Origin of the sequence: Dyella thailandensis (genome assembly GCF_050749815.1) — a bacterium.
GTDB lineage: Bacteria > Pseudomonadota > Gammaproteobacteria > Xanthomonadales > Rhodanobacteraceae > Dyella_A.
Map to the genome: position 1 here is coordinate 2,448,158 of NZ_CP192735.1, position 11,905 is coordinate 2,460,062.

At 70.2% G+C, this 11,905-nt stretch carries 13 protein-coding genes and 1 riboswitch; of the genes, 1 reads left to right on the forward strand and 12 read right to left on the reverse strand.

The window, feature by feature from the left end:
* Window positions 1-4 precede the first annotated feature (4 nt).
* The 8 genes from thiL to ACQVBX_RS11440 all read right to left on the reverse strand — a co-directional run bounded on the left by thiL (window position 5) and on the right by ACQVBX_RS11440 (window position 6,918).
* Window positions 5-994, reverse strand: a complete 990-nt coding sequence (gene thiL, locus ACQVBX_RS11405) for a thiamine-phosphate kinase (RefSeq protein WP_431634196.1) — start codon at window positions 992-994, stop codon at window positions 5-7.
* The gene (locus ACQVBX_RS11410) at window positions 994-1,566 is read right to left on the reverse strand and encodes a GNAT family N-acetyltransferase (protein WP_431634197.1); all 573 of its coding nucleotides are present in this window, start codon (window positions 1,564-1,566) and stop codon (window positions 994-996) included. Before ACQVBX_RS11410 ends, thiL begins: the two co-directional genes overlap by 1 nt.
* The gene (gene nusB, locus ACQVBX_RS11415) at window positions 1,566-2,012 is read right to left on the reverse strand and encodes a transcription antitermination factor NusB (RefSeq protein WP_324898397.1); all 447 of its coding nucleotides are present in this window, start codon (window positions 2,010-2,012) and stop codon (window positions 1,566-1,568) included. Before nusB ends, ACQVBX_RS11410 begins: the two co-directional genes overlap by 1 nt.
* A complete protein-coding gene (ribH, locus tag ACQVBX_RS11420; protein ID WP_431634198.1) occupies window positions 2,012-2,473 on the reverse strand; it encodes a 6,7-dimethyl-8-ribityllumazine synthase in 462 nt (153 codons plus the stop codon). The genes nusB and ribH overlap by 1 nt, the downstream gene beginning before the upstream one ends.
* Window positions 2,474-2,558: 85 nt before the next feature.
* Window positions 2,559-3,476 (reverse strand): LD-carboxypeptidase, encoded by a 918-nt coding sequence (locus tag ACQVBX_RS11425; protein ID WP_431634200.1) that lies wholly within the window; start codon window positions 3,474-3,476, stop codon window positions 2,559-2,561.
* 237 nt (window positions 3,477-3,713) lie between these two features.
* Complete coding sequence (gene ribBA, locus ACQVBX_RS11430; RefSeq protein ID WP_431634201.1) at window positions 3,714-4,805, reverse strand: bifunctional 3,4-dihydroxy-2-butanone-4-phosphate synthase/GTP cyclohydrolase II; 1,092 nt, start codon at window positions 4,803-4,805, stop codon at window positions 3,714-3,716.
* 160 nt (window positions 4,806-4,965) lie between these two features.
* Window positions 4,966-5,589: a riboflavin synthase gene (locus tag ACQVBX_RS11435; protein WP_431634203.1), complete on the reverse strand. Its 624-nt coding sequence runs from the start codon at window positions 5,587-5,589 to the stop codon at window positions 4,966-4,968.
* Between the two features lie 127 nt (window positions 5,590-5,716).
* Window positions 5,717-5,885: riboswitch (FMN riboswitch) on the reverse strand.
* A gap of 118 nt (window positions 5,886-6,003) precedes the next feature.
* Window positions 6,004-6,918, reverse strand: a complete 915-nt coding sequence (locus ACQVBX_RS11440) for a LysR substrate-binding domain-containing protein (protein ID WP_431634204.1) — start codon at window positions 6,916-6,918, stop codon at window positions 6,004-6,006.
* Between the two features lie 89 nt (window positions 6,919-7,007).
* On the opposite strand from ACQVBX_RS11440, the gene ACQVBX_RS11445 reads away from it, so the two are divergent.
* Entirely contained in the window at window positions 7,008-8,018 is a 1,011-nt protein-coding gene (locus ACQVBX_RS11445; RefSeq protein WP_431634205.1) for a zinc-dependent alcohol dehydrogenase family protein, read from the forward strand.
* A gap of 20 nt (window positions 8,019-8,038) precedes the next feature.
* Here ACQVBX_RS11445 and ribD read toward each other — a convergent pair whose 3' ends face one another.
* The 4 genes from ribD to ACQVBX_RS11465 form a co-directional block, all read right to left on the reverse strand.
* Window positions 8,039-9,130 carry a bifunctional diaminohydroxyphosphoribosylaminopyrimidine deaminase/5-amino-6-(5-phosphoribosylamino)uracil reductase RibD gene (gene ribD, locus ACQVBX_RS11450; protein WP_431634206.1) on the reverse strand — a complete coding sequence of 364 codons (1,092 nt, stop codon included), beginning with the start codon at window positions 9,128-9,130 and terminating at the stop codon, window positions 8,039-8,041.
* A 48-nt stretch (window positions 9,131-9,178) separates the two neighbouring features.
* On the reverse strand, window positions 9,179-9,706 hold the full coding sequence (gene nrdR / locus ACQVBX_RS11455) for a transcriptional regulator NrdR (RefSeq protein ID WP_431634207.1): 528 nt from the start codon (window positions 9,704-9,706) through the stop codon (window positions 9,179-9,181).
* Window positions 9,707-9,716: 10 nt separating this feature from the next.
* Complete coding sequence (gene glyA, locus ACQVBX_RS11460) at window positions 9,717-10,985, reverse strand: serine hydroxymethyltransferase (RefSeq protein ID WP_431634208.1); 1,269 nt, start codon at window positions 10,983-10,985, stop codon at window positions 9,717-9,719.
* A 67-nt stretch (window positions 10,986-11,052) separates the two neighbouring features.
* The gene (locus tag ACQVBX_RS11465) at window positions 11,053-11,853 is read right to left on the reverse strand and encodes a DUF817 domain-containing protein (RefSeq protein WP_431634209.1); all 801 of its coding nucleotides are present in this window, start codon (window positions 11,851-11,853) and stop codon (window positions 11,053-11,055) included.
* Between the last annotated feature and the right edge of the window lie 52 nt (window positions 11,854-11,905).

The following is an 11,905-nucleotide window of genomic DNA, read 5'->3' on the forward strand; positions in this document are numbered from 1 at the left end:
CTGGTCATCGGGTCGCGCCGTCGTCGAAGTGATCCCAGCCGCGGCGGGCCGGTGTGATCCACGCGCCATCAGCGCCGCGCACCCGCACGCCGGCCGCCTCGACGACACGGCCGATGCGCGTGGCGCCGCAGCCCAGGCGGGCCAGATCCGCCTGCACCTCGCCGGCCAGGGCGGGCGACACGGTGAAGCACAGTTCGTAATCGTCGCCGCCGGCCAGGGCATAGTCGTGCGCCGCCGCCTCATCGCAACTGCCGAGCAGCGCGGAAGACAGCGGCAACCGGTCCAGCTCGATCTCCGCACCCACGGCGCTGGCCGTGCACAGATGGCCGAGGTCGGCGAGCAGGCCGTCGGAGACGTCGATGCACGCGCTGGCCCGGCCGCGCAGCGAGAGCCCGGCCGCCACCCGCGGTTGCGGTCGATGCAGCCGCGCGCGCAGGAAGGTGCGGCGCTTTTCTTCGTCGGGATCCGCCGCGGGCGACAGCCGCTGCAAACCCGCGGCGGCGTCGCCCAGCGTGCCCGTGACGAACACCAGGTCACCCACGCGCGCGCCGTCGCGGCGCAATGCCTGGCCCGGCGGCACGAAGCCGTGCACCGCCACCGACAGCGCGAACGGACCGCGAGTAGTGTCGCCACCGACCAGTGCCACGCCATGGGCCTGCGCGAGTTGCGCGAAGCCGTCGGCGAGGCCGTCCACCCGCGCCGCCTGCGCCTCGGTTGGCAGCTCCGGCAGAGTCAGCGCGAGCAGCGCCCAGGCGGGCGTCGCGCCCATCGCGGCGAGATCGGACAGGTTCACCGCCAGCGCCTTCCAGCCGATGTCGGCCGGCGCGGTACCCACGGGAAAGTGCACGCCCTCGACCAGGGTATCGATGGCCACGGCCAGCTCCTGCCCGGCCGGCACGGCGAGCAGCGCAGCGTCATCGCCGATGCCCAGCCGCACATCCTCGCGCGCCTGCGCGGTGCGCTCGCGGAGGCGGTCGATCAGGCGAAATTCCATCAGCGCGGCGCCGTGGCCGGCACGTCGCGCGTGAACATGCGGATCGGCGCGTCGTGAAAGGTGGTGTCGCACCAGGGAAGAAAGCCGGCCTTCTCCGCCACGCGGATCGACGCGGCGTTCTCCGGCGAGATGATGCAGGCCGCGCGGTGCGCGCCGAGGTGGCGATCGCCCCAGCCGAGCACCGCCGCCAGCGCCTCGCTGGCGTAGCCGCGCCCATGCACCGACGGCGCGAGCACCCAGCCCAGCTCCAGCATGCCGTCCAGCGACGGCGTGATCTCGCGCTGGAAATCGGCGTAGCCGAGATCACCGACCAGCGCGCCGCTGGCCTTGTCTTCCACCGCCCAGAAGCCGTAGCCGAGCATCGGCCACATGCCGCCGTAGCGCAGCAGACGCATCCACACATCCTGCCGGGTGGCCGGCTCACCGCCGATGTAGCGGTAGACGTCCGGCTCGGACCAGATCGCATGCAGCGCGTCGAGATCGTCCGCGCAGTGCGCACGCAGGCGCAGGCGCGGCGTCTCCAGCACGGGGGCCTGCCGCAGCAGCGACGCGCCGGCCAGGGTGAACACCATCAGCCGCGCTTCTCCACCGCGCGCAGCTGCGCGGCCAGCTTGTCCAGCACACCGTTGACGTAGCTGTGGCCGTGATCGGCGCCGAAGCGCTTGGTCACTTCGATCGCCTCGTTGATCACCACGCGGTACGGCACGTCGGGGCGATAGCCCAGCTCGTACGCGGCCAGGCGTAGCGCCGCGCGCTCGATCGGATCGATCTGCGACACCTCGCGATCGATGTGCGGGCGCAGGCTCGCGTCCAGCGCATCGACGTGCTTTTCCACGCCGTGCAGCAGGTCTTCGAAGTATTCGAGGTCGGCGATCTCCATGTCCTGCTCGTGGCGGAACTGCTCGATCACTGCGTTCATGTGGCTGCCCGACAGCTGCCACGCGTACAGCGCCTGCAGCGCGCGGCGGCGCGCCCGCGAGCGCGCGGCCATATCGATGCCCTGGCTCGGCGGCGCCATCACAGCTGCCCGTACAGGTTGACCATCTCCAGCGCGGCCAGCGCCGCGTCGGCGCCCTTGTTGCCGGCCTTGGTGCCGGAGCGCTCGATGGCCTGCTCGATGGAGTCGGTGGTCAGCACGCCGAAGGCGACCGGCACGCCGGTATCCATGCCGGCCTTGGCCAGGCCCTTGGCGCATTCGCCGGCGACGTAATCGAAGTGCGGGGTGGCACCGCGGATCACCGCGCCCAGAGCGATCACCGCGGCGTACTTGCCAGAGGCGGCGGCCTTCTGCGCGGCCAGCGGAATTTCCCAGGCGCCCGGCACGCGGATCAGCTCGATGTTGTCGTCCTTCACGCCGTGGCGCACCAGCGCATCGCGCGCGCCGGCGACCAGCGGCTCCACCACGAAGCCGTTGAAGCGGCCCGCGACGATGGCGAAGCGGCCCTTGGGCGTGGCGAAGTTGCCTTCGATGGTTTTCATGCAGTCGTCCTCGGTGGGCACGCGGCCCGGGGCAGACCGCGCATTTTACGGGTTTGCGGCGCCCCCCGCTCGGGGCAGGGGTGGCTCAGCGGTGATGGGGATAGCCGGTGAAGCCCAGCCGGGCGGCCGTGCCCTCGACTCGCAGGCGGGCCGGCGCGCCGAACGGTAACGTCAGCTGGCCGCAGCCGTGGCCGTGCGGCAGGCCGTCGATCACCGGGATGCCGGCCACGGTGCGCAGCTGGTCGAACGCCGCCTCCAGCGTGTAGCCGTTGTCGCGCGGACCGGGGCGGCAGTCGCTGAAACGGCCCAGCAGCAGCGCGCGCTGGCGGCCCAGCACGCCGGACAGGTGCAGCTGGTACAGCAGGCGCTCGATGCGGAACGGCGGCTCGCCGACGTCCTCGACGAACAGGATGCCGCCGTCGATGCGCGGGAAATACGGCGTGCCGAGCAGGCTGCACAGCACGGCGAGGTTGCCGCCCCAGAGCGGGCCCTCGACGTCCAGGGATGCATGACCGCCGCATGCCCAGCGGACCTCGGCAGACGGCGCGGACAGCACCTGGCGGAACTGGTCCAGCGTGTCGGCGTCTTCCGGCTCGGCGCCCAGGTCGGCAAGCAGCGGCCCGGAAAACGTCACCAGGCCACTGCGCGCCTGCAGCGCCAGTTGCACCGCGGTGAAGTCGCTGTGGCCGACCATCGCCAGCGCATTGCCGGCGAGGCGCTCGCGCAGCGCGTCGAAGTGCAGGTGCTCAAGCAGCCGCGCCGCGCCGTAGCCGCCGCGGGTGACCAGGGCGATGTCCGGCAGGGTGTCGAGACCAGCCAGCGCGTTGATGTCCGCCGCACGCTCGGCATCGCTGCCGGCGAAGCGCAGCTCGGCGCGATCCAGCACGGCCTCGTTCTCCACGACGTAGCCCGCCGCGCGCAGCCGGGCCACGCCGCGGGTCATCGCGGCGGGGTCGGCGGCGTAGCCGGAGGGGGCGATCAGGTGGACGTGGGTGGCAGGCATGGTCTGGGCGATGGCTGGACGATGAGGACTACACCGGATCGTAGAGCAATGTGAGCTGGCGATCGTGGCGGCTTCGAGGCCGTGGCATGCCCTTCGACTTCGGCCTTGCAGGCCTTCTAAGGGCGAACGGATAAGGACAGGTACGCCGTTGGTGCGGTGACGCGGCTGGATGACAGCAAACCGTTCGCCCTGAGCGTAGCGAAGCGGAGTCGAAGGGCCGGCCCCGACGCCCGCCACTCACACGTACTCCACCACCTCCAGCCCAAATCCGCCCAGCCCGACCAGCTTGCGCGGCGTGCCGATCACCCGCAGCCGCTGTACGCCGAGGTCCGCCATGATCTGCGCGCCCAGGCCGAGCTGGCGCCACTGGTTGTGCTGGGCGTCCTCGGCGCTGATCGCGGCCGGCTGGCCCTTCAGACGCGCCAGCAGCGCCTCGGCGGTGTCCTCGCCGGACAGCACCAGCAGCACGCCGCGATCCTCGTCGGCGATCCGGCGCAGCGCCGCGGTAACGGTGAGGCCAAGGTCGTCGCGGGTCAGGTGCAGCACATCGGACAAGGTGTTGCGCACGTGCACGCGGCTGAGCACCGGGGCGCCGTCGTCCACCGTGCCGCGCACCAGCGCGAAGTGCAGGCCGCGGCGGATCGCATCGCGGTAGGCGACCAGGCGGAACGGACCGAACTCGGTCTGCACGTCTTCCTCGTGCACGCGCTCGACGGTCTTTTCGGTCTCCAGCCGGTAGCGGATGAGGTCGGCGATGGTGCCGATCTTCAGGCCGTGCTTTTTCGCGAACACCTCCAGTTCGGGGCGTCGCGCCATCGAGCCGTCTTCGTGCAGGATCTCGATCAGGATCGCCGCCGGCTCCAGCCCGGCCAGCGCAGCGAGGTCGCAGCCCGCCTCGGTATGCCCGGCGCGCGTCAGCACGCCGCCCGGCTGCGCGGTGAGCGGGAACACGTGGCCCGGCTGCGAGAGATCCTGCGGCCTCGCGTCGGACTTCACCGCCACCTGGATGGTGCGGGCGCGATCATGCGCGGAGATGCCGGTGGTGACGCCCTCGGCCGCCTCGATCGAGACGGTGAAGTTGGTGTGGTACGGCGAGGTGTTGTCGCTGACCATGGGGCGCAGGCCGAGCTGGCGCGTGCGCTGCTCGGTGAGCGTGAGGCACAGCAGGCCGCGCGCCTCGCGCACCATGAAGTTGACGTCCTCCGGCCGCACCATCTGCGCGGCCATGACGATGTCACCCTCGTTCTCGCGGTCCTCGTCGTCGAGGATCACGACCATGCGGCCGGCGCGGATGTCGTCGAGGATCTCGGGGATGGTGTTGAAGGACATGGGGGTATCCGTGATGGTTTCCTTCTCCCTTTGGGAGAAGGTGCCCCGAAGGAGCGGATGAGGGTTCGGGCGGAGCGCAGCGCCACGCTTGCGCACGGACCCTCACCCCGACCCCTCTCCCAGCGGGAGAGGGGCTACGAGATCAGGCGAAACCGTGCTGCTAGAGGAACTCAACATCAATGCCGGACGCCTGTCCGCCACCGATCAGCCGCTCGACGTAGCGCGCGATCACGTCCACCTCGATATTCACCGCATCGCCCACGCGACGCGCATGGAAGGCGGTGTGCTCGACCGTGTGCGGGATCAGGTTCACGCCGAAGCGCGCGCCGCTCACCTCGTTCACGGTGAGGCTGGTGCCGTCGATGCACACCGAACCCTTGGCCGCGATGTAGCGCGCCAGCGCCTGCGGCACCTCGAAGGTCCAGCGCTGCGAGCGGCCGTCCGGGGTGATCGCCACGACCTTGCCGACGCCGTCGACGTGGCCGGAGACCAGGTGGCCGCCGAGCCGGTCGGCCAGCCGCAGCGCCTTTTCCAGGTTCACCGGGTCGCCGGGCTTGTGCTGGCCGAGCGTGGTCAGCGACAGCGTCTCGTTGGAGACATCGGCGCTGAAGCCGTGCGCGTCCAGTGTCACCGCGGTCAGGCACACGCCGGACACGGCGATGGAGTCGCCCAGTTGCACGTCGGCGAGGTCGAGGCCGGCGGTATCCACATGCAGGCGCACGTCGCCGCCGCGCGGCTCCAGCCGCACGATGCGGCCCACGGTCTGGATGATCCCGGTAAACATCAGCACCACCCCGCGTTGAGGTAGGTGTGCGAATCGGACGTGTCGATCATGAAACGTTTCCCGCGCAATGAACCTGCGAAAAACGCCCCAAGGCGCATGGCCGGCGCGCACCCAGGGGGCGCCGCCGTACCGTCTTCTCTTATCCGGACTTTCTGGAAACCGTTCGGGTTTCCAACCGTCGGCTCCGGCATCGGACCGGATCTGCTGACCTTCCAGCCGAGGCCGGAAGCGCTCGCGGGCTCGTGCCTGGGGCACCTACCGCCGGTGGGGAATCGCACCCCGCCCTGAAGACGTCGTTGTGTGTTGTCGCCAGCGAGCTGGCCGCGGGAGTCTAGCACCACCCGGGCGGCACCCGATGGCGGCCAGGCGTGCGCCAGCGCGCACGCAGCGTTTCCGCGAGCGCGCCGGAGGACCTCAGGCAGGCGTCGTCAGCTCAGCCACCAGGAAGTCGATCAGCTGGCGCAACGCCGGCACGCGATCCGCACCGGGCAGCCACAGCAGATGCACCGGGGAACGCGACAGTTGCCAGTCGGGCATCACTTCCACCAGGCGCCCGGCCGCTACCAGCGGGTCGGCCATGTAGTCACCCTGGATGCCGATGCCCGCGCCCGCCAACAGCGCATCACGGACGGCCATCGAATCGTTGCAGGCCAGCACCGGCTCGATGCGCACCGAGCGGCGCTGGCGCTGACGGCTGAACTGCCACAGCGTGCCGGTCCGCAGGCCGCTGAAAGCCACGCAGCGATGTGCCCTGAGTTCCGCCGGATCAGCCGGCGCCGGCATCGCGGCGAGATACGACGGCGCGGCGCACAGGTAGCGCCGCATGCTGCCCACACGCCGCGCCACCAGCTGGGCGTCGGCGAGCTTGCCCACGCGCACGGCCAGGTCGATACGCCCGGCGATCAGATCGGTGTAGGCGTCGTCGTAGGTCGCCTCGATGCGGATCTGCGGGTGGGCCGCGGCGAAACGTGCCAGCAACGGCGCGATGCGCTGACGCCCGTACGAACCGGGCAGATGCACGCACAGACGGCCGGCCGGCGCGCCGCCGTGCGGTCGCAGGTCCGCCACCAGCTCCAGCATCACCGACTCCAGCCGCTCGCAGTGCGCGAGCAACTGTTCGCCGCGCGAGGTGAGCGCCATGCGCCGGGTGGTGCGCAGGAACAGCTTGCCGTCGATGGCATTTTCGAGCGACGCGATTCGGCGGCTCAGCACCGAGGGAGTGCAGCCCACGTCCTGCGCGGCGCGTGTGAAGTTCAAGCGTCGCGCCGCCGCGGCGAACGCGCGCAGCTCGCGCAGGCGATGTGGCGTCAGCTCGAATGATTGATTCATTGAGTGAATAAAAGATGTGCTTTGGCGGTTGATTATCAACTTATACGCGGCGCCCCACCATGGCGGCATTCCTACCTGGAGTTTCCGCCATGCGCGTCTATCAACTCGTCCGGTTCGGCCTCGAGCACCTGCAACTTTCCGAGCAGCCCGCCCCACGCCCCGGCCCCGGTCAGGTGCTGGTGAAGATGGAAGCCGCCTCGCTGAACTTCCGCGACCACCTGCTGGTGAACGGCCAGCTCTACCGCGACGTGGCGCTGCCGCTGGTGCCGGTTTCCGATGGCGCCGGGACGGTGCTGGAGGTCGGCCCCGGCGTCAGCCGCTTCCGCCCGGGCGATCGGGTGACCACGTTCTACAAGGCCCGCTGGATCGCCGGCGCGATGCGCCCGGAATGGGAAGGCGCCGACCTCGGCGGCCCCGGCCCCGGCGCCATGCGCGAACTGGCCTGCTACGACGCCTATGCCCTGGCGCGCGCGCCGTCGCACCTCAGCTCACTGCAAGCGGCCACGCTGCCGATCGCCGCGCTCACCGCCTGGACGGCGCTGGAGCAGGCGCGCCTGACCAGCGGGCAGACCGTTCTTCTGCTGGGCACCGGCGGCGTCTCGCTGTTCGCGCTGCAACTGGCCAAGGCGCGCGGCGCACGGGCCATCGTGCTCTCCTCCAGCGATGAAAAGCTCGAACGTGCCAAGGCGCTGGGCGCCGATCTCGGCATCAACTACGCCAGGCTGCCCCGGTGGGGCGCCGCAGTCCGTGAGGCCACCGGCGGACGCGGCGTGGACGCCGTGGTCGAGACGGTGGGTGCCTCCACGTTCGAGCAGTCGATGGAGGCGGTGGCGATGCACGGCTTCGTGGGCATCGTCGGTTTCCTGGGCGGGCGCGAGGCGCCGTTGCCGTTGGTGCAGGCCATCCTCAAGCGGGTGCGGCTGCAGGGCATCTCGGTGGCGTCGCTGGAGGAGCACGAGCGCATGGTGAGCGCGCTGGAAGCGATCCGGCTGACTCCGGTGATCGACGCCGTCTACGGCTTTGGCGAGCTGCGCGCGGCCTTCGAGCATCTCGCGGCGGGCCGGCACTTCGGCAAGATCGGCATCGACTTCACGAGGTGATCGCCCGCTGGCGCTCGGGCTCAGTCGGCCGCCGGGCGCAAGCGCAAGCGCAGATCGCTGCCCAGCATGCGCTGGTCGAACACCTGCAGCCGCCAGCGCGCGTCCATCTCGGCCAGCGTCGGAAGATGCAGCAACGGCCGGGCGGCATCGCCCAGCAGAACCGGCGCCATGTAAATCAGCAGCTCGTCCACCAGACCGGCCGCGAGCAACGCGCCGCCCAGCGTGGGCCCGGCCTCGACGTGCACCTCGTTGCAGCCCCGCTCGGCCAGGCGGCGCAGCACCTCGCCCAGGTCCAAGTCCTGGCCGTGTGTCGCGACGGGCTCGCACTCGACCGCGGCCAGATGCTCCGGCACCACAGCGTCCGGCCCATGCATCAGCAACGTCGGGGCACTGGCATCGAGCACATGGCTGCCGACCGGCGTGCGCAGACGGCGGTCGAGGACGACCCGCAGCGGCGGCGCGAAGTCCGTGCCGGCAGGCAGGCGTACGGTCAGTCGCGGGTCATCCGCCAGCACCGTGCCGCTGCCGGTGAGGATCGCCGAACTGCGGGCGCGCCAGCGCTGGCCGTCGGCGCGTGCGGCCTCGCCGGTGATCCACTGCGAGGCGCCGTTGGCCAGTGCGGTGCGGCCGTCCAGGCTCATCGCCAGCTTCACCCGCACGAACGGACGCCCCGCCTCGATGCGGCGAAAGAACCCCACGTTGAGCTCGCGCGCAGCATCGCGCATCAGGCCGGCCTCCACCGCAATACCGGCACCGCGCAAGCGGGCGAGCCCGGCGCCCTCGGCCTGCGAGGTGTCCTCGGCGGCGATCACCACCCGGGCGATGCCGGCGGCGATCAGCGCATCCGCGCACGGCGGCGTGCGACCGTGCAGACCGCACGGTTCCAGGGTGACGTAAGCGGTGGCGCCGAGCGCCCGTTCGCCCGCGTCGCGCAGGGCAAACACTTCGGCATGCGGACCGCCGGCGCGTTGATGCCAGCCCTCGCCCACTACCTCATCGCCAAGGGCGATCACGCAGCCGACGCGCGGATTGGGCTGGGTGGTGAACAGGCCGCGCTCGGCCAGCGCGAGCGCGCGGGCCATGTGGGCGTGGTCGATGGCGGAGAACGGCATGGCAGCTCGGGCGGCGATAGATCCGGCCGGCAGCATACTGCCCAGCGACTACTTCTCGCCCTTGCGCGCCTTGCGCGTCGAGTCGGCGCCCAGCAGCGACAGCTGCAGCTTTTCCAGCTCCGGCAGGTCGCGCTCGAGCTTCTCGATCTCCTCGCGGAACGCCTGCACGTCCTCGAAGCGGCGATAGACCGAGGCGAATCGCACGTAGGCGACCTGGTCGAGCTTGCCCAGCTCGCGCATCACCAGCTCGCCGATGTGACGCGAGGGCACCTCGCGTTCGCCGCTGCGACGCAGGTCATTGATGATCTCGCGCACCGAGTTGTCCACGTCGTGACTGGCCACCGGCCGTTTCTGCAGCGCGCGCTCGAAGCTGGTCCGCAGCTTGCGTTCGTCGAACGCCTCGCGCCGCTCGCCGCTCTTCACGATCGCCGGCAACTTCAGCTCGGCGGTCTCGAAGGTGTTGAAGCGCTCGCCGCACTGCGGACACTCGCGACGACGGCGCACGGTGGCGCCGTCGTCAGCGAGGCGCGAGTCGATCACGCGGGTGTCTTCGTGCTGGCAGAAGGGGCAATGCATCGGCGCCTGATCAGCCGTACACCGGGAACTTCTTGCACTGCGCCTCGACCTTGGCGCGCACGGCGGCGATCACGGCCTCGTCGGCCGGCGCGTCGAGCACGTCGCAGATCCAGTTGGCCAGGTCCACGCAGTCCGCTTCCAGGTAGCCGCGGGTGGTGACCGCGGGCGTGCCCACGCGCAGGCCGGAGGTGACGAAGGGCTTCTGCGGGTCGTTCGGCACGGCGTTCTTGTTGACCGTGATGTGCGCCTTGCCGAGCGCTGCCTCCGCGTCCTTGCCGGTGACGCCCTTGCCGATCATGTCGATCAGCATCAGGTGGTTCTGGGTGCCGCCGGAGACGATCTTGTAGCCGCGCGCGATGATGGTCTTCGCCATCGCCTGGGCGTTCTTCACCACCTGCGTCTGGTAGGCCTTGAACTCCGGTTCCAGCGCTTCCTTGAAGGCCACTGCCTTGGCGGCGATGACATGCATCAGGGGGCCGCCCTGAATGCCCGGGAACACGATCGACTGCAGCTTCTTGGTGATCTCCTCGGCCGCCTCGCCCATGCCTTGGTTGCTGGTCACGATGATGCCGCCGCGCGGACCGCGCAGGGTCTTGTGGGTGGTGGAGGTAACCACGTGCGCGTGCGGTAGCGGGCTGGGGTACACGCCCGCGGCGACCAAACCGGCGACGTGCGCCATGTCCACGAACAGGTAGGCGCCCACCTTGTCGGCGATGGCGCGGAAGCGCGCCCAGTCCAGCACCTGCGAGTAGGCGCTGAAGCCGGCCACGATCATCTTCGGCTGGTGCTCGACAGCGAGGCGCTCGACCTCGTCCATGTCGACGATGCCGTTGGCATCCACGCCGTACTGCACGGCGTCGAGGATCTTGCCGGACAGGTTGACCTTCGCGCCGTGGGTGAGATGGCCGCCATGGGCCAGGCTCATGCCGAGAATCTTGTCGCCCGGCTGCAACAGGGCGAAGTACACCGCCTGGTTGGCCTGCGAGCCCGAATGCGGCTGCACGTTGGCGTAGTCGGCGCCGAACAGCTGCTTCACCCGGTCGATCGCCAGCTTCTCGGCCACGTCCACGTATTCGCAGCCGCCGTAGTAGCGCTTGCCCGGGTAGCCTTCGGCATACTTGTTGGTGAGCTTGGAGCCCTGGGCCTCCATCACGCGCGGGCTGGCGTAGTTCTCCGAGGCGATCAGCTCGACGTGATCCTCCTGGCGGCGACCTTCATCGGCGATGGCCTGGGCCAGTTCGGGGTCGTAACCGGCGATCGTGCAGTCCTTCGGGAACATTCGTGGGCCTCGGCGGGTTGGCGGGGTGGACAAGACCCGAAAGTGTAGCGCCGGCGCCGGTTTGCAGCTACCGGGACGCCCCGCGCCGGTGGACCGCCGAGACCATCACGTAGCTGATCACCATCAGCAGCAGCCAAGACCCCAGCTTGGCCAGCGGCACCGGCTGCCAGCCGGAGCGCTGCGCCGGGTACAGCCAGGCGTGGGTATAGGTGCCCACGTTCTCGGCCAGCCAGATGAACAGCGCCACCAGCACGAAACCCAGCAGCAACGGCATCCGCCGGTGCACCCGGCGGATGCGGTAGTGCACCCAGGTCGGCCCGAACAGCCACGCCAGCGCAGCAAACAACGCCCAGCGGGCGTCCGGCAGATAGTGGTGGCTGAAGAAATTCACATAGATCGCCACCGCCAGCGCCACCGTGGCGCCAAACGGCGGATGCCCGCTGAAGCGGAAATCGAACAGCCGCCAGGCCCGGGCGATGTAGCTGCCCACCGCCGCGTACATGAAGCCGGTGAACAGCGGCACCCCACCCAGATGCAGCACCGAAGGCCCGGGATACGTCCATGAGCCCACCGCCGTCTTGAACAGCTCCATCAACGTGCCGACCCCGTGGAACAGCGCGATGACCTTCGCCTCCTCCCGGCTCTCCAGCCCGGTCGCCAGCAGCACGATCTGGATCCCCAGCGCCGACAGCGTGAGGAAGTCGTAGCGCGACAGCGCCGCGTGCGCCGGATACCAGCGCCAGCTCGCCACCAGCAGGGCCACCATCAGCCCGCCGAACAGGCAGGCCGAAGCCTGCTTGAGGCCGAAGCGGACGAACTCGTGCGCCAGCACGCCCGGCCAGCCCAGCTGCCGCGCCCGTCGCGCCAACCTGGCGTCCAACCGAACGAGGCGGCGGCCCGCGCTTGCTCCCCAGCGTGTC